General features: G+C 34.4%; 14 protein-coding genes. 8 read left to right on the top strand and 6 right to left on the bottom strand.

The features are described from left to right. Positions 1–98 precede the first annotated feature (98 nt). The 5 genes from AC5LWL_RS19375 to AC5LWL_RS19395 all read right to left on the bottom strand — a co-directional run bounded on the left by AC5LWL_RS19375 (position 99) and on the right by AC5LWL_RS19395 (position 6786). The gene (locus AC5LWL_RS19375) at positions 99–1343 is read right to left on the bottom strand and encodes an ABC transporter permease (protein WP_493435841.1); all 1245 of its coding nucleotides are present in this window, start codon (positions 1341–1343) and stop codon (positions 99–101) included. Further along, on the bottom strand, positions 1336–2235 hold the full coding sequence (locus tag AC5LWL_RS19380) for an ABC transporter ATP-binding protein (RefSeq protein ID WP_493435842.1): 900 nt from the start codon (positions 2233–2235) through the stop codon (positions 1336–1338). Before AC5LWL_RS19380 ends, AC5LWL_RS19375 begins: the two co-directional genes overlap by 8 nt. A gap of 289 nt (positions 2236–2524) precedes the next feature. Continuing rightward, positions 2525–3826 carry an NCS2 family permease gene (locus AC5LWL_RS19385; RefSeq protein ID WP_493435843.1) on the bottom strand — a complete coding sequence of 434 codons (1302 nt, stop codon included), beginning with the start codon at positions 3824–3826 and terminating at the stop codon, positions 2525–2527. Positions 3827–4230: 404 nt separating this feature from the next. After that, positions 4231–5733, bottom strand: a complete 1503-nt coding sequence (locus AC5LWL_RS19390) for a coproporphyrinogen III oxidase (protein WP_493435844.1) — start codon at positions 5731–5733, stop codon at positions 4231–4233. 186 nt (positions 5734–5919) lie between these two features. Further along, positions 5920–6786: a Cof-type HAD-IIB family hydrolase gene (locus AC5LWL_RS19395; RefSeq protein WP_493435845.1), complete on the bottom strand. Its 867-nt coding sequence runs from the start codon at positions 6784–6786 to the stop codon at positions 5920–5922. Between the two features lie 358 nt (positions 6787–7144). Between AC5LWL_RS19395 and AC5LWL_RS19400 the strand changes: the two genes are divergently transcribed. Beyond that, positions 7145–7342: an alpha/beta-type small acid-soluble spore protein gene (locus AC5LWL_RS19400; protein WP_493435846.1), complete on the top strand. Its 198-nt coding sequence runs from the start codon at positions 7145–7147 to the stop codon at positions 7340–7342. A gap of 334 nt (positions 7343–7676) precedes the next feature. Here the strand turns inward: AC5LWL_RS19400 and AC5LWL_RS19405 are convergent, their stop codons facing one another. Beyond that, the gene (locus AC5LWL_RS19405; protein WP_493435847.1) at positions 7677–8027 is read right to left on the bottom strand and encodes a YlbF/YmcA family competence regulator; all 351 of its coding nucleotides are present in this window, start codon (positions 8025–8027) and stop codon (positions 7677–7679) included. A gap of 1043 nt (positions 8028–9070) precedes the next feature. On the opposite strand from AC5LWL_RS19405, the gene AC5LWL_RS19410 reads away from it, so the two are divergent. From AC5LWL_RS19410 to AC5LWL_RS19440, 7 genes are all read left to right on the top strand, one after another. Beyond that, a complete protein-coding gene (locus AC5LWL_RS19410) occupies positions 9071–10444 on the top strand; it encodes a YheC/YheD family endospore coat-associated protein (RefSeq protein WP_493435848.1) in 1374 nt (457 codons plus the stop codon). Between the two features lies 1 nt (position 10445). Beyond that, positions 10446–11540: a YheC/YheD family endospore coat-associated protein gene (locus AC5LWL_RS19415; protein ID WP_493435849.1), complete on the top strand. Its 1095-nt coding sequence runs from the start codon at positions 10446–10448 to the stop codon at positions 11538–11540. Further along, on the top strand, positions 11518–12885 hold the full coding sequence (locus AC5LWL_RS19420) for a YheC/YheD family endospore coat-associated protein (RefSeq protein ID WP_493435850.1): 1368 nt from the start codon (positions 11518–11520) through the stop codon (positions 12883–12885). The genes AC5LWL_RS19415 and AC5LWL_RS19420 overlap by 23 nt, the downstream gene beginning before the upstream one ends. Beyond that, positions 12882–14069 (top strand): YheC/YheD family endospore coat-associated protein, encoded by a 1188-nt coding sequence (locus tag AC5LWL_RS19425; protein WP_493435851.1) that lies wholly within the window; start codon positions 12882–12884, stop codon positions 14067–14069. The genes AC5LWL_RS19420 and AC5LWL_RS19425 overlap by 4 nt, the downstream gene beginning before the upstream one ends. 44 nt (positions 14070–14113) lie before the next feature. Beyond that, positions 14114–14287 carry a hypothetical protein gene (locus tag AC5LWL_RS19430; RefSeq protein ID WP_493435852.1) on the top strand — a complete coding sequence of 58 codons (174 nt, stop codon included), beginning with the start codon at positions 14114–14116 and terminating at the stop codon, positions 14285–14287. A gap of 175 nt (positions 14288–14462) precedes the next feature. Further along, positions 14463–15365 (top strand): PucR family transcriptional regulator, encoded by a 903-nt coding sequence (locus AC5LWL_RS19435; protein WP_493435853.1) that lies wholly within the window; start codon positions 14463–14465, stop codon positions 15363–15365. A 132-nt stretch (positions 15366–15497) separates the two neighbouring features. Continuing rightward, the gene (locus AC5LWL_RS19440) at positions 15498–16124 is read left to right on the top strand and encodes a metal-dependent hydrolase (protein ID WP_493435854.1); all 627 of its coding nucleotides are present in this window, start codon (positions 15498–15500) and stop codon (positions 16122–16124) included. Positions 16125–17002 lie beyond the last annotated feature (878 nt).

The raw sequence follows: 17002 nt of genomic DNA on the forward strand, positions 1-17002 counted from the left end.
AGACTTCTCATTTCAAAAATTTTATGCTTTTTTATCTCCCCAAAAAAGCACTTTTCTTTATCAGAAAAGTGCTTTTTTCGTAATTTTACATTTTTAAACTATTCTTTTTTGGTAAGCTGTAGTGCTTTTTTAATATCCTTATAGGAATTTGATTTTCCATACATTAATACGCCGCCTTTATATACTCTTCCTCCAAATGCAGCCAGTATAACAATAGAAAGCACTAGAATGACAACGCCCAAAATTGGCTCCCATACAGGAAGATTTAACATTCCTACTCTCATAAACATAAGCATAGGAGTGAAAAATGGTATATATGAAGTAACCGTTACAAATCCTGTATCAGGAGCATTCAATCCAAACATGGCAATCATAAAACCGGCCACTACTAATAAAGTCATTGGTGTAATCATTTGTTGAACATCTTCTATTCTGCTGACAAGAGAACCGAGAAGAGCTGCCAATGTTGCATATAAAAAATAACCTAGAATAAAAAAGACTGCTGCATAAATAATGGTAGAAACAGGCACTTCAGCAAAACCTAAAAACCCGCCCATTGAACCTAAATCTTTATTATTTGTCATAAAATAATAGCCAACAGAAAGTAAAAGGACCAATTGTGTTAAACTTAGAAGTCCTACCCCAATTATTTTAGCAAACATATGCTTAATCGGAGACACACTTGAGATAAGAATTTCCATGACACGAGAAGATTTTTCTGTTGCCACTTCCATCGCAATCATATTGGCATACATAATAACAGCAAAATAGATTAGAAATAATAAAACATATACAAGTCCACGTGCCTGATTTAGTTCTTCAGCTGTTTTTGCATTTTGTTCCAGTGCCACTTGGTCAAAGGACACAGGTTCATTTAATTTCGTAAGCTGATCAATCGTTAAATTTAATTGCGCTGCTGCTAAATTTCCTTTTACCGCTTGAATACTCGCCATTAAATCACTTGATACAGAAGAATCAGCAATATTCATAGAATAATAAGTAGCAACTGGAAGCTTTTCCTTATTATAATCTACTACTAATAATCCTTCGTAGTCCTCATTCTCTACCGCTTGTTTTCCTTGTTCTTCACTGCCTTTATATTTTTCAAGCACCGTATCACTATTCGACTGCTTAGCCACTTGTTGAATTGGTGTAAATAATTCATTTGTTTGATCAATAACAGCAATCGTCGATTTATCCTCCTTATCAAAAGTATGAATGATAGACTGCATATTGGATAAAGCGACAATGAGTACAAGGGTTACAGCTGTAGTAATAATAAATGATTTTGTTTTTAATTTACTTACATACGTATGAAAAAGAATAATCCAAAAGTTATTCAAGAGAAGCACCTACCTTTTCGATAAAAATATCATTTAGTGACGGCTCTTCTAATGCAAACTTTCGAATAAATCCTTTATTCACAATATCCTTTAGAATTTTCTCCGCAATTTCCTCTCCTTCAATTTGCAAAGAAACGCCTTCTGTTGTCTGCTTTAATTTCACTACACCAGGGTAATCTCCTAAAAATGCAAGATCAAAATCAGCATGTATCGTTACATTCTTTTTTCCAAAGCTTCTTTTCACTTGCTTTAACGATCCATGCACAACTGGTTTCCCTTTGTGCATAATGCAAAGGTGTTCACACATTTCCTCGACATGCTCCATACGATGACTGGAAAAAACAATTGTAGTTCCGTTATTTTTCAAATCAATAACCGCGGATTTTAGTTGCTCTACATTAATAGGATCAAGACCGCTGAATGGTTCATCTAAAATTAATAACTTCGGTTTATGTAAGACAGCACTGATAAATTGAATTTTCTGCTGATTTCCTTTTGAAAGCTCCTCCACCTTTTTATTCAAATATTCAGGAACCTTAAATCGATTTAACCAATATTCTAATTCGTGCAGCGCTTTCTTTTTATCCATTCCCCTTAATCTCGCCAAATAGACTAGTTGATCTTTTACTTTTAGTTTAGGATATAATCCCCTTTCTTCTGGGAGATACCCAATAAAAGGACTTGTTTTGTAGTCAATTCTATTATTGTCCCAAAGAATTTCCCCTTCGCTGTTTTCTAAAATCCCAAGTATCATGCGAAAGGTTGTCGTCTTACCAGCACCGTTTCCCCCTAAAAATCCAAACATCTCTTTTTCAGGTATAGAAAGGGATAAATTGTCCACTGCAAGAAAAGACCCAAACTTTTTCGAAACATTTTTTAATTCTAACGTCATTCCGCTCTCCTCCTTCATTCTTTTTACGATTAAAAAAGGAAAAGGTTTCAAGTATTTAATAAGAAAATCGCAAGCTCGTTGTTTAGCCATAAAGAAAAATGTTCTTTTGACTTACAAAAAGTGTTCTTTACTTTTAGAAGCAAAAGACAATAGTCAATACTCACTAGAGCTAGGCGCTGGCCGGCTAAATATGCGTAAAAAAGGACATTCTCCAAAATAGAAGAATATCCTTATGTTTTACATTTAAATTTTATATATTTCAAGCTAGAGAGCGCTTCTGTTTTCTTTTTTAATGCGGTAAAAATACTAGTTGATATAAAAATAAAATGGCAAATACGTATACTAATGGATGAACGGATTTTCCTTTGCCTTTCACGAGCTTCATAAGCGGATGTGAAATAAATCCTAATGCAATTCCTGTAGCAATACTGGATGTAAGTGGCATGCTTAATATAACAAGGAAGGCAGGAAAAGCCTCATCAAATTCTGACCATTTCACATGAGCAATGGCACCCATCATTAAACTTCCAACGATAATTAAGGCAGGAGCTGTAATGGCAGCAATGCCAGAAACTGCACCGACTAATGGAGCAAAAAAGGCTGAAATAATAAACAGCACTGCAACAACAACACCGGTTAATCCAGTACGACCCCCAGCAGCAACACCTGCTGTTGACTCGATATATGCAGTTGTCGGGCTTGTTCCAAAAATTGCACCAACAGTTGTTCCAACAGAATCTGCTAATAACGCTTGTCTAGCTCTAGGAAAATGATTGTTTTTTATCAGACCAGCTTGTTCTGCAACGCCAACCATTGTTCCAGTCGTATCAAAAATAGTCACCAATAAAAAAGAAAATACAACTGCATATAGACTATGTTGAAAAATATCCCCAAATGCATCAAGTGGATTACTAATAATAAATCCTTCCGGTAAATGTGGGGCTGCAAGGAACCCCTCTTTAAATTCAAGCTGTCCAGTGAAAAAGGCGATGATTCCTGTAACAATCATCCCTAAAAATAAAGCGCCTCTTATATTCATCGCATATAAAATAATCGTGATCGCAAGCCCAACAAGTGCCAATACGACAGAAGGAGACTGCAGATTGCCTAGACCTACTAAATTTTCTGGATGTCCGACAATAATTCCAGTTTGCCTTAATCCGATAAAAGCGATAAATAAACCAATCCCAGCTGTTATGCCGTGCTTTAAGTTTTCAGGGATTGCCTCAATTAATTTTGCCCGAAACGGGGTTAACGATAATATAATAAAGATAATTCCGGCTACAAATACTGCAGAAAGTGCCGCCATATAATCAATTCCACCATGAGACCCTACAACAGAATAGGCAAAATATGCATTCATTCCCATTCCAGGAGCAATTGCAATCGGATAGTTTGCCAATAGCGCCATCCATAATGTTCCAAGTACAGCTGAAATAATAGTGGCCAAAAATACCTGATCAAAAGGCACACCTGCACTGGATAAAATAACCGGATTCACAATCACAATATATACCATTGTTAAAAAAGTAGTAAAACCAGCAATAACCTCTGTTTTCACATTTGTATTATTTTGCGTTAGCTTAAACATAAATACCTCCAAAAAACGAACATTTAAAAACAACATTATCTATAGTATTCGTTATTTTATAAAATTGCAATGATTTTTGAATAAAAAAGCAGGAAACCATTACTCGTTTACTTAATCAGTTGAAAATACAATATTAGAAATATAACCGTTGGTTTAGTTTTTACATTCATGCTAATCTCATTCATTTCTACTTTATTTTTTTTAATAGCTTTTACTTTTAGAGGCATGAGACAATACTTACAAGCACTAGGCGCTGGCCGGTTAAATACACCACGTCCAGTGGAAGCGCCGGCACTTGTACATCTTGTACGGCGAAGCTAGACATTTATCAGACTTTAGAAAACTTATCCTTTCTTGCTTTATAAAAAACAGCCCTCGCTGCTGCAAGGACTGTTTCGCTCTTCTTATTTATTCGATTCTTCCGTTAAAAAATGCTCGTTTAATAGATCAATTTTACGTTCTGTATATTCTTTAAAGCTATCATTGTACGTTTTAGGATCTTTTGGGTTAGAGAATTGAGTGATTTTTCCTGTTAAAGGATGGATAAACTTGCTGGATGCTCCACAGCCAATACCAATTACTGTTTGCAACTCTTCCATCATTATAATATTGTAAATACTTTCTTGATTACGTTTGGAGTATCCTACATTTTCTAAATTTCCTAAAATATTTTTTTGACGATATAAATAATACGGAACATACTCAAATTGTTCTGTCCACTCTTCTGCCATTTTCATCATCTTTTCAATTTCGCTTCTTTCTGCCACCTTATATTTTGCTTTATTTCGTGTCATTTCAGATGCACGTTTAAAAGATAAAGTATGGACCGTTAACGATTCTGGCATCAGTTCCTCTGTTTTTGCCAACGTATGTTCAAACTCTTTTATTCCTTCTCCTGGCAGACCAATAATTAAATCCATATTAATATTATTCATCCCATGCTTTCTTGCCATATGGTATTTATCAATTGTCTCTTCCACCGTATGATGACGCCCGATGGCTTTTAACGTTTCCTGCGTGTAGGACTGTGGATTAATACTGATTCGATCAATATTCCATTTGTTCAAAACGGCTAATTTTTCAGGAGTAATTGTATCTGGACGTCCTGCTTCCACAGTAATCTCACGAATATTTTCTACATTTGGAAAAGATGCCTGCATTTGTTCATAAAGCAAGTCCATTTCTTCTGCTGTTATACTAGTTGGTGTTCCTCCGCCATAATACAAGGTTGTAATCTTAATATTTTTTTCTTTTAGCCATTCTCCCATTTTTTGCATTTCATAATGCAATCCACCTAAAAAGGAAGTAACCGATCCTTGTCTGCCATTAATGGCATAGGCCGGAAAGGTGCAATACGCACATTTAGTTGGGCAGAATGGAATACCAATATAGATGCTTACTTCTTTTTTCAAGTCATATAAATCTGGTATAACCGTTAATTGTCGGTCGATAATTTTTTGCATTAATTCTATTTTTTCATCCGACATCAAGTATTCTTCTTTTAATGATTGATGTGCAACATCCATTGGTACTTGATTTTGCATATGACGATGTAATAATTTAGTCGGACGAATACCAGTTAAAATTCCCCATTTCTGAACCATGCCTGTAAACTCTTGCAGCACCATTAAGTACACTTGAGATATAGCATTTTTTTCTTGTCTAAAACGCTCTTTGTCTGTAAGCTGCTTGATATTTTTTGTACAGCTAAAAGAAGGTCTGTTGATTATTTGTCCGCTTACTGTGTACAGATCATCAGAAAGACTTGCTTCAAATTGTATGGTAATATCTGCTTCCTCATCCTCGATAAACATCACTTTTGTATCTTCAAAAAATAAATTGCCTATATGTTCTAATGGTCTGATTAAACGGTCATCCGTTAAACCACTTATAGAAATTACTTTCATTTTTATTCACCTTTTATTTTGGATTCTGTAAATTTTAATTATACTTTAGTGTACAAAAAGTAACTAGTCCGGTCAAAAATTTCTTTTAGATTCTGTTCCGCGTTCCTCCCATTTACAGAACACAAAAGATCCTCCGTTTTTCAACGTGAGGATCCCATTAATAATAAATAAAATTATAATATCTGCTTACTTGATAATATTCATTTTACGAAGAAATTCTATTGGCTGTTGTTTTCGGAAATGTTCTTTTACCATATAGGCTACACCATGCTGGTCATTAGATCTTGTTACCCAATCGGCTGCTAATTTTAATTCATTTGATGCATTTCCCATTGCAACACCAAGTCCAGCTGTTTCAATCATTTCTAAATCATCCATACTGTCGCCTATAACAACCATCTCTCTGCTTTTTATACCGAGATGCTCACCTAAATATAATAAACCATTTAATTTTGAAACACCTTCTGGCAATATTTCTAAACGTAACTCATTTATTTGCACAATATTGATATCATCAAACATTTTCCCCATGACTTCTATTGCATCATGGCAGTCCTTTTTATCTTCAAAATAAACTTCAATTTTTGGTGTACTCACAGGTTCTTCTAGCAAAACTTCGCTCAGCACATCGACAAATTGATGGGAATAAAAGACTGGATCACCTGACGAAAAAACAGTTTTTGCCAACATATTATGATTTAACTTCGATTTATTCGCAAGAGAAAATTTTTCATGAACTAATCGAATTTGACAGATAAATCCTTCTAAAAAACGGACTATATCATACGTTAAATCATCTGCAATTCTTTTTACATAAATGGTTTGTTCTAAATTATTGGCAATTAACGCCCCTTGATGTGTAACGATATGGCTATTTAAGCGTAATGCTTTTGCCACTTTTTTTGCAGATGGAAAACTCCTTGATGTTACTAATGTCACATATATTCCTTTTTGCTGAACATATTCAATTGCATCTTTTGTTGATTTGTTTATACGACCATTTGACTGCAGGAGAGTGCCATCAATATTTAAAGCTAATAAGCGATAAATCATTTTTTTCCCCCATTTCTAGGATGTTTTGTCTTTATATATCATGTATGTCATAAACAAGCATAATAGAACTGAGCTCCTAAATTATCATAATCCTCTGTACTTATTTAGCATATCTAACAACAACTGTTCAGGAGGAAAAATACAAGTATTTCGACTGGTAAATAATAACATAACGGAATACAATCTTTCTCTAACAGCCTCGTAAAATGGTGAAAAACCCTTTATACCAACACTATGGAATTTTCTAGTATTTTAATGGAAATAATTTCACAAAAAATATACGTATAAATTGTGACAAATTTTTTAAACTAATATATGTAAGGCGCAACAAAAACACTTAAAGGAGGAAACATTCATCATGGCAAATAGTTCAAATCAACTTGTAGTACCAGGAGTATCTCAAGCATTGGATCAAATGAAATATGAAATCGCAACTGAGTTTGGAGTAAGCCTAGGTGCTGAAACAACAGCTCGCGCTAACGGTTCTGTTGGTGGAGAAATTACAAAAAGATTAGTTCAAATGGCTGAGCAACAACTTGGCGGAAGTAAATACTAATACTTTATATGGCTAACAAAATTCCCACTCCTTTTTAGGAGTGGGTTATTTTTTGTATGCGGTAGTCGATACTGACAAGCTTTTTATTGGACACTAATCGGCTTTTTCCACCCCTTTTTGGTCCTGATTCACCTTTTTTCGGACAAATCCACGCTTACTTCATCCTATTTGTCTTACTTCGGATAAGCCACATTAATTCCTACCAATTATGAACAAAATAAACTTTCTACAAATCAAACAAAAATTATAAGAATTTTTCTCCCTATCTCTTCTAAACCAAAAAGAAGAGTGAACTTCTCCCGCAGGACAATTTCACTCTTCTTCCTTATTCTACTTATTGTGCAGGACCATAAAGATCTTCTAATGGTTTCATAATAATTTGATTTAACTCACCAATAACCATGCTCATACGTTGCTCTGCTTCCATCAGCTTTGAAATCTTTTCATGCTGTTGGACAAGTGCTACTGTTTTTTGGGCTTGCTCTACTTCTTCTTCTGAAATTTCTTGCCCAGTCATTTGTTTTTGTTGTAATTCGATTTGAATCGTACGGAAGTTATCAAACATTGCTTTCGCAGATGCATCTCCATTCACTTCATCATACATTTTTTTCAAATTATTATATTCATCACTTTGACGAATCGCCTTTTCCAATGAGTAGGCAGAATCATGCAAATTTACCGTCATTTTAACAACTCCTTTTTAACAATTGACTTCACTATAACAAACTATAAGGTAGATTGCCAGAATGAAGAATTAAATGATGCTTCATCTATCTACTAGAACTAACTACTAATAGAAATAACCTCCCTATTCCATGCCCTTAGACACCACCTATTAAACCAACAAATAAATATTAACTACTCAAAAACTTCGCACCATCAAATTCGTTTGCAAGTCTTGATATTAGTCGGTTTAAGAACAATAAAATAGGAGGCTTATTTTTAGTGTGGGGGGTTGCTTTCCACTACGGGTTGCTTCCCTTTCCGCGGGTGGGATATGAGCCTCCTCAGTGTTGCCTTGCGGGGTCTTTAGCCTTCCCAGATTTCCCGCAGGAGTCTTCGCACCCTCCGGTTACAAGCAACCTGTTTTAGAATAAGTTCTTGTCTTCGAATTTCATTACAAGGTATGATGACTAAACACTAGTAGCATTGATTTTTTATGTTATTATTCAACGTTGTTCTTCCAAAATGTGCACTGTTAGTCTATTTCTATCAGATGGATGTTTTCACCAGTTCAACGACAGCAACTAATGAATCAAAACGGCTTGATTGGAGTGTAAGGTGCGAGACTCCTGTGGGATTAGCGGGTTAGATGAGACCTAAGCAGGCGCTTGCACCGAGGAGGCACATCGCACGCCCCACGGAAAGCGAGCATCCTGAAACGAGAATCTTGCCCCTATTTATAAGGAATAATGTTTGCAAGATTAATCAACCACCCTTTTCTAATTGCTCTAAACCAAGTTATGCTAATACATGAAACATGAAGAGGAATGTATAACTGCGAAGTTTGAGTTAACTTTCTGTTTAAAGATAATTCATCTAGATATTTATCACCATTTTTCTTTTTTTTCATACGATACCGTATCAACTCGCCTAGATTAGAACCTATTACAAGAAATAGTGAGGCTTCTCAACTGGATTTTTACAAACATAAACAGCTGAAATAGCAATTCTCACGCTTCATTTGCATTTTTTTAATAGGTTTTACAGGGTAAATGAGGAATTTTTATGACTAATCATTTCTTACAGATTTCCATAAAAAAAGATTCTTCTCTGTCAGGATATACGATTGCACTGAGTCCTTCTTTACTTCATTATTGGAGAATCAATCAAAAAAAGCCGATCTACATCCGCATTGGAATATCGAAACTGCCAGTATTAATTCAGGAATTGCCACTAGAAAAACAAGATATTTCCTTTAGTGAGGATCTATTCGCTGCATTTAAAATTCCTAAGCAAAATATATCTTTTCTCGCTCAATTTTCCAAACATACACAAACAATTTCTCTTGGTCCCATTATTGCCATATTAACAGAAATAAAAGACAATAATGGCTCACCAAATTTCCGTTCTATTCATCAGCTCTGCGAGGAATTAACGGAAGAAATCTCATTAATTGGCGGTTTATTGTATGTTTGTGGATTTCAAGATTTTTCTACTGATTCCATTAATGGCTACTTTTATCATCAAGATAAATGGGAAAAAGTAGAACTTCCTTATCCAAATGTCATTTATAATCGGATACATTCTCGTAAATTAGATAGTAGTAAACATTTTCAAGAGTTAAAAAAAGTGCTGAAAGAAAAGGAAATTCCATTATTTAATTCACAGTTTTTTTCTAAATACGAAACACATCTACTATTAGAAAAAAATACATTGTTGCACAAACATACACCTGAAACGGAACTACTATCAAATGAAACCACCTTGAGGATGTTAGCTAAGTATCCTTCTATTTATATAAAACCCGTTCATGGCAGTCAAGGTCGCCATATCCATCATATTCGCAAAATAGACAATACGTATAATGCTATATCCTCATCTGGCAAACAAAAGGGAAAAAACTACTATTTTCTTTCGATAGAGAAGCTATTGAAATGGATACAGCGTTTTACTAAAAATAAAACCTATCTTATTCAACAAGGAATTGCTTTTCAACCATTTCAACAACGTTCCCTTGATTTCCGAGTGCTTTGTCATAAGAATTTTTATAATCAATGGAAAGTGACTTCTGTTGTCGCAAGAGCTGCTCAGAAAGATTCATTTGTTTCAAATCTTGCGCAAGGAGCAGAAATTCTACAGGCAAAAGTTGTTTTAAATGAATTGTTTGGGAAAGAAAAATCTCAACAATTATTAGCTGAATTAAAAAACTTAGCATTGGACGTTGCAACGGTGATTACAGAAAATACAGACGGCTATTTGGGAGAAATGGGTATTGATATCGGCATCGATACAACAGGAGAATTATGGATTATTGAAGCAAACTCCAAGCCTTCTAAAAACCTTGATGACCAGTCTGCTAAAATCAGACCTTCTACTAAAGCACTTTTAGAATATTTCATCAGACTTTCTTTTCCACATAAAGATAAAGGAGACAACTAACATGAATCATTTCGGTATAATGACACTTTCTCTAGATAGTGAATCTAGTTATATAAATGAAATCGCCAAACATGCAGATCCCTCTTCCTTTCTTATCTATCATTTTGTTCCATCTACTTTCCATCCATTTACAGAAAAGGTAAAAGGCCGCATCTATAAACATGAAACAAATTCATGGGTGTCAGGCGAATTTCCTATTCCAACTATTCTGTATGATCGTTGTTTTTATCATGAAAGCAGTCATTCTAATCAGTGTAAAAATATTGTCACTTGGTTAAAAAAAAGAGAGGATATTGCTTTCATCGGAAATGGTCTGCCAAATAAATTAACCCTATATAATGTTTTAAAACAATCCAGCTTGCAAGCTTATATACCGAAAACGAAAACATTGGATCATGCAGAATCTTTACTTGCTGAACTTTCTCCTGCTTATCCTGTCATCATCAAACCGATTAACGGTTCACAAGGAAATGGCATTTATTATATCGAAAAAAGACATAAAGAAATTCTTGTAAAAACAGATAAAAAAGACAAACAGGTAGAGCATATTTTTTCCCATTCAAAAAAATTCACTTCCTGGTTAAACAGCTTATTAGCGAAAAACGCTTATTTAAGTCAACCCTATTTGCCTTTATATAATAAAAAGAAACAGCCATTTGATATTCGTTCCCTTTTACAAAAAAGCCCTTCTGGAAAATGGAAAATAGTAGAAAAAGGGATTCGGGTAGGGGAAGCAAATCGAATTATTTCCAATTTAAGTGCTGGAGCTGAGGTAATTCCCTTTCAAGATTGGCTGAAAAACACTTCCTTTCCTCTTAAAAACTTTTTGGAAAATGAGGTAAATGACATTCTCTCCAGTATCCCAGAAGTTTTAGAAAAAGCATTTCCTTCTCTTTTTGAAATTGGAGTCGATATTGGAGTAACAGAAAACGGATCTTTATGGATTCTCGACATCAATTCAAAGCCAGGAAGAAAAGTAATCTTAAGCGCCTATCCTCAATTAGCAGAACAATTGTATAAAGCTCCTACACTTTATGCAGCAACTGTTTCCTTGAAAAAAGGAGGAAAAGTAAATGAAAAAACATTATCCGATTGAGATTACAGCCAACTCAAGCAATGTTATATCTATACCAAATGATTGTGAAATTGCACTTCCTCTTCAAAAGGTGTCTTTTGGCTCTATTAAAATCGATGCCATTGTCAAAAAACAAGATTCTAAAAAAAACAGCATCAGCATCAGTCAAGATTTAGCCAAATCCTTACAGCTCCCTATAGAATCATCTGCAGTTCACCTTTTTTTTGATCATGATACCCTTTATATTGGCCCATTAATAGGCATCTTTACTTCTGGTTTTTCATCTATTAAGGTAAAACCAATTGGCGAGAGAACGCTTATCTTCTCCAAGCTTCTATCTGTTCAAAAAACTGCTGGAGTAATTGCCTTTTTGTTTGGAGAACAGCATATCAACTGGGAAACCTCTACCATCAATGGTCTATTTTATTGTGATGGCGGCTGGAAAACGATGGAGGTTCCCTTCCCGAATGTTGTGTACGATCGAATTCCCAATCGAAAAAGTGAAAAACAGGCACGGATAAAAATTGCTAAAAATCGATTGCAAAATGATTACTCTATTCCTTGGTATAATCCCGGTTTTTTTAATAAACTAGATATTTATGAACGATTGCTGCAAGATCATTCCATTTCTGATTACTTGCCTGAAACACAAGCTTTCACTTCCTTCTCTACTGTAGAAAGAATGCTCTCAAACTTTGGGCATGTGTATATTAAACCGAAAAATGGCAGTTTGGGGAAAGGCATCTATCAAGTGATTTATGATAAAACAGAAAATAATTATTATGTACGATTCAAAGATAATGATGGGGAAAATCGATTGCAGAAATTTGAATCCCTTGAAAAACTGATGAACCATACATTTAGCAAAAAAAATATTTCCAATTTTATTATTCAACAAGGAATTTTTTTAATACGTTCTGATAATAAGCCGATTGATTTTCGCATCCATACAAATAAAAACAAATTTGGTCAATGGGAAGTTACCGCAATTGCTGCAAAAATTGCTGGAACAGGCAGTGTCACCACCCATATGAATAATGGCGGCATGATTAAATCGATAGAAGAATTAGATGAAATTAATATGGAAACTGTTGAAATAAAAGATAAATTAAGCACTGCCGCTTTAAAAATAAGTGCTGCATTAGAAAAACAGCTAAAAGGCATTGTTGGTGAAATTGGGTTTGACATAGGGATCGATCGTAAAGGAAGAGTATGGCTCTTTGAAGCAAACTCCAAACCAGGAAGAAGCATTTTTAAATATCCTTCCTTAAAAAAATATGATGTATTAACAAGAAGACTATCTTTAGAATACGCTGTTTTTTTGATGGAAAAAAGGATAAAAAAACCTGAGGATATTTATCGATGAATGTTTATTATGACTCCAACAGAAAGTGTTGGAGTATTCTAAATAAAATCGGCCTAACAATAGGAAGCAATAAAAAACAGCTTACTACCATCGAAACGGTCGAAAAACATCTTTACCGATTCCCTATCCTTATAACAGAAAAAAACGCAGGACCGATTGTAGGTATCCTTACTTCTTATAATAAAAAAAAGAATATTGTTGGAAACGCTCGTTTATTCACGGAGCTTCAAACTCTGTTAAGGACTCATGGTGGCATTATTATAGTATTTGCACCAGAGGACATCGACGAAAGTGGTATAAGTGGATTTGCCTTTTTATGCGAAGAAAATCGCTGGATACATGTGAATAGTCCACTTCCACATATTGTATACAACAGAATTCCTTTTCGAAAAACGGAGAAAGGTGTTCCTTTTCAAGATGCTTTAGATATTTTGTCTAATAATCATATACCATATTTTAATCCGTCCTTTATTAATAAATTTGATCTGTATGAAGGACTTAAACAGCATCCAGTTTTAAAAAAATATTTACCTGAAACAATTTTAATAACAACAGCAACAGATTTAATTCAATTTCTTCAACTGCATAAGGATATATATATTAAACCCGTACAAGGCTATAAAGGAAAGAACATTGTAAATCTTATAGGACATCAAGATTCTTCTATTACATGCATTAGTCCGACAAGCACTACTTCCTTTCCATCCTTTTCATCTTTTTGGCATAGTTTTCAACAAATACAAAAAAACACTTTATTTATTGCTCAAAAAACAATTAATGCGGCAACATTTAATCATCATCGTTTTGATTTTCGCATTCTCGTCACCTTTGATCATGACGGGTACGCATTAACTGGCGTTGGAATTAGACAGTCCGGTTCCCAAGAGGTTACGACTCATATACCCAAAGGGGGACAGCTTCTCTCCTATGATCTTGTCCAAACAAAAGAGCATGATGAATTTATCAAAATTTTAGTGGAGAATTGCGGTCCTGCATTATCTGAGCATTTTGGTTTTTTTGGAGAATTTTCAATCGATGCTTGTGTTGATAAAGAAGGAAACTATTATTTATTTGAAGTGAATAGCAAACCAATGCTGTTTGATGAAGCAGAAATCGAGGCAAAACGCTGTACACAGCTAGTCAATCTCTTTTATCAGCTTTCTCAAATAAAACTCCCCGAATGAAAATGGCTGGTGCAACCCATCCTACTAGTAAAGGGGGAACAAAAATGACAAAAGAAAAGAAAGAGTTACTTTATGAAGGAAAAGAAATAGCATATCTAGACATTGACCGCATGATTAATGAAGGAATGAGCGGCGGTAATGTTGTTCAGCGCTCTAAATCAACCAATATAGAAGAAGCGAGAGATCTTGCAAAAGAAGAACCACCTTATACGGTTTAGTGCTGTATACTAGTTGCTCGTTCTAAATCTTAAGCGTCACTTCAAAAAGAGAATCAGAAAATGCTGATTCTCTTTTTATTTATTGCCGCCTGCTTTTTTCTATTATAAAATGAAATGGAACAACTTTATTTACCATAAAAATTAAGCGCTTTCTTCATTGCTGACAGGAGGCATTATGAAACATAAACTATCTTCTTATTTCCAAAATGGGATGGAACAAACATCTCCGCCTGCGCCAAAACAGTTAGAAACCTATTATTGGTTTACACTTCCGGCACAAGAGGAATGGTTTGGCATTCCCAAGGAGGAAGTAAATGACTCACAGTTAGACTTGCTTAAAAACTTATTTGATTACTTTATACCAGAGGAAAAGAATCAAAAAGAGGAATCACAATGGAGCCAATTCCTTTACTTGCAAGGTGAACTGCCGCATAAAACAGAATCAGAAAAGATCCGTATTATTCAGTTTTCTATCAAAGGAAAAGAGTTAGAGAATAAACTATTAGAAGATGCATTTACCGATTTTATTTATGCAGATAGTTTGTTAATTTGGAAAAATTATCATGAAGGAGTCATCGTCGAAAGAAATCAGCATTATATACAGGAGGAAGCATTTCTTTCATTTGCCCAAGCAATACAAACTGACTTTTACGGGACACTTACTTTTTTTATCGGTAAAGAAGCAAGCGTTAACAAAGCATTGCCAGTTATCTTTACTCAAGAAAGGTTTTTATTTTCGAAAGGATTGAGTATTATTCCATCTCAAAGTGTCTTATCGTTGGAAAGAGTTCTTCCTCACCTGTTCATCCACCGTTTAGAAGATGATGAATTAGAGCTCTTTCATTATTGCTTTTCGATTTTTAAAGAAGATAAAGAGGTTCTCCTTACTATACAAACTTTTATTGAAAACAATGGTCACAGTACGAATACAGCAAAGCAGCTTTTTATCCACCGGAATACATTGCAATATCGTTTAGATAAATTCACAGAAAAAACAGGCTTTGATCTAAAAGATTTCAGCAGTTTTTTCACCACTTATCTTGCTTGCTTATTATTTAATCCTGGCAACAAGCACTAACAGCTCCCTTTTATCCGTAAAAAAAGCTTTTCCACCGGACAAGTTTCACCTATAATAAAAAATTAGACCATTGATTTTTATAAAAATTTAATGGTCTTTACATTATATTAATTAGGAACAGGTGAATGACGATTGAAGGGAACATCACATGCAGTAGTAGGAGCGGCAACAGGCTTTATCGTGGCTAATTCTATCCAAGCTACACCAACAACCACCGTTGTATTAGTCGGGTTAGGAGGAATTTCCGGCTTGATGCCTGATATGGATATTGATGGGAAATTAAGCAACAAAATAACCTTATCACATCAAGTATTTAAGAACTTGGCACAAGTTATTGGTTTACTGATGATTTTTTATAGTGTTTATAAAGGTTCTGTACAGGATATGTTGTATGGCATTGGATTAGGAAGTGCAATTATTTTAATTTCTTATCTTTTAAAACAGAGACATATGTTAACAGTAACTGGAATCGGCGTTCTTTTAGGTGGCATTTCTTTACAAGAACTTTGGCTTACTCTCTTAGGATTTTTTATCATCATATCCTCCTTTATTCCGCATAGAAGCTACACCCATTCTATCCTTGGCATTATTTATTATGGATATATCGCTTTTCTTTTGGAACAGTCCATAAAAATTGAAGGTGTATACTACACCTGCTTACTAGCATATATAAGTCATTTAGTTTGTGACTTTCGGTTGCTGCCATTTAATAAACGGGGAGTTAAATTATTTTTGCCTCTTTCTTCAAAAGAAATATGATGCTAAGAGCTTGTTATGATGTTTTCATAACAAGCTTTTTCATATAGAAAGAAATTGAATTTTCCTCTGTGGTAGTTAACAAATATTGATGCTTGAGTGTTTGTTTATTCTTAAAGTTAGAACTCTTCTTTTTCAAATATTATCATTTGTTTTTCTTTTTTTAATTTACTAATATTACCTTGAGACGTTTCCTGACAATTCCCCCTTTTCCAATAATTTCCCTTCGTTTAAATCTAAAAAAATAAGCTACCAACTAGGCAGCAAAGGTTATTAGTATTATTGTATTTCTAACATCCTTGAAATTATTAATCCTCTTCAAAATCAATCTTTTACTCCAACTAACTGTTTAGATATATTATAAGTTTACTTGAACCGGGTATATGCCATCTCCATAGCCAGACCTATGTATCCCGAAGATGAATACTAAGAATTCTGGGAATAGAACCAATTTTTTCTTTTCCCTACGTTTTGTACAGAAATTATTCCATTAGTTATTACAATTACATAATTATAGACATAGTGAAAACATTAGACTTGGGAAGCAAGTGTAATGTTTTCACTATGCAAGTTAATTCCTCTATCTTCATTGAGTTTACCCAGTCTCATAAATGGAGAAGATTAACGCTTTTACAAGTTACATGCAAGTTAATTTCCCTGCCTTCATTGAGTTTACCCAGTCTCATAAATGGAGAAGATTAACGCTTTTACAAGTTACATGCAAGTTAATTCCTCTGCCTTCATTGAGTTTACCCAGTCTCATAAATGGAGAAGATTAACGCTTTTACAAGTTACATGCAAGCTAATTCCTCTGCCTTCATTGAGTTTATCCAGTCTCATAAATGGAGAAGATTAACGCTTTTACAAGTTACATGCAAGTT

The sequence above is a fragment of the Niallia sp. WK069_GA_01 genome (assembly GCF_983173855.1).

Coding starts and splice junctions, on each gene's coding strand:
- AC5LWL_RS19380 (WP_493435842.1), bottom strand. CDS start 2,235: ATGACGTTAGAATTAAAAAATGTTTCGAAAAAGTTTGGGTCTTTTCTT.
- AC5LWL_RS19385 (WP_493435843.1), bottom strand. CDS start 3,826: ATGTTTAAGCTAACGCAAAATAATACAAATGTGAAAACAGAGGTTATT.
- AC5LWL_RS19390 (WP_493435844.1), bottom strand. CDS start 5,733: ATGAAAGTAATTTCTATAAGTGGTTTAACGGATGACCGTTTAATCAGA.
- AC5LWL_RS19395 (WP_493435845.1), bottom strand. CDS start 6,786: ATGATTTATCGCTTATTAGCTTTAAATATTGATGGCACTCTCCTGCAG.
- AC5LWL_RS19400 (WP_493435846.1), top strand. CDS start 7,145: ATGGCAAATAGTTCAAATCAACTTGTAGTACCAGGAGTATCTCAAGCA.
- AC5LWL_RS19405 (WP_493435847.1), bottom strand. CDS start 8,027: ATGACGGTAAATTTGCATGATTCTGCCTACTCATTGGAAAAGGCGATT.
- AC5LWL_RS19410 (WP_493435848.1), top strand. CDS start 9,071: ATGACTAATCATTTCTTACAGATTTCCATAAAAAAAGATTCTTCTCTG.
- AC5LWL_RS19415 (WP_493435849.1), top strand. CDS start 10,446: ATGAATCATTTCGGTATAATGACACTTTCTCTAGATAGTGAATCTAGT.
- AC5LWL_RS19420 (WP_493435850.1), top strand. CDS start 11,518: ATGAAAAAACATTATCCGATTGAGATTACAGCCAACTCAAGCAATGTT.
- AC5LWL_RS19425 (WP_493435851.1), top strand. CDS start 12,882: ATGAATGTTTATTATGACTCCAACAGAAAGTGTTGGAGTATTCTAAAT.
- AC5LWL_RS19430 (WP_493435852.1), top strand. CDS start 14,114: ATGACAAAAGAAAAGAAAGAGTTACTTTATGAAGGAAAAGAAATAGCA.
- AC5LWL_RS19435 (WP_493435853.1), top strand. CDS start 14,463: ATGAAACATAAACTATCTTCTTATTTCCAAAATGGGATGGAACAAACA.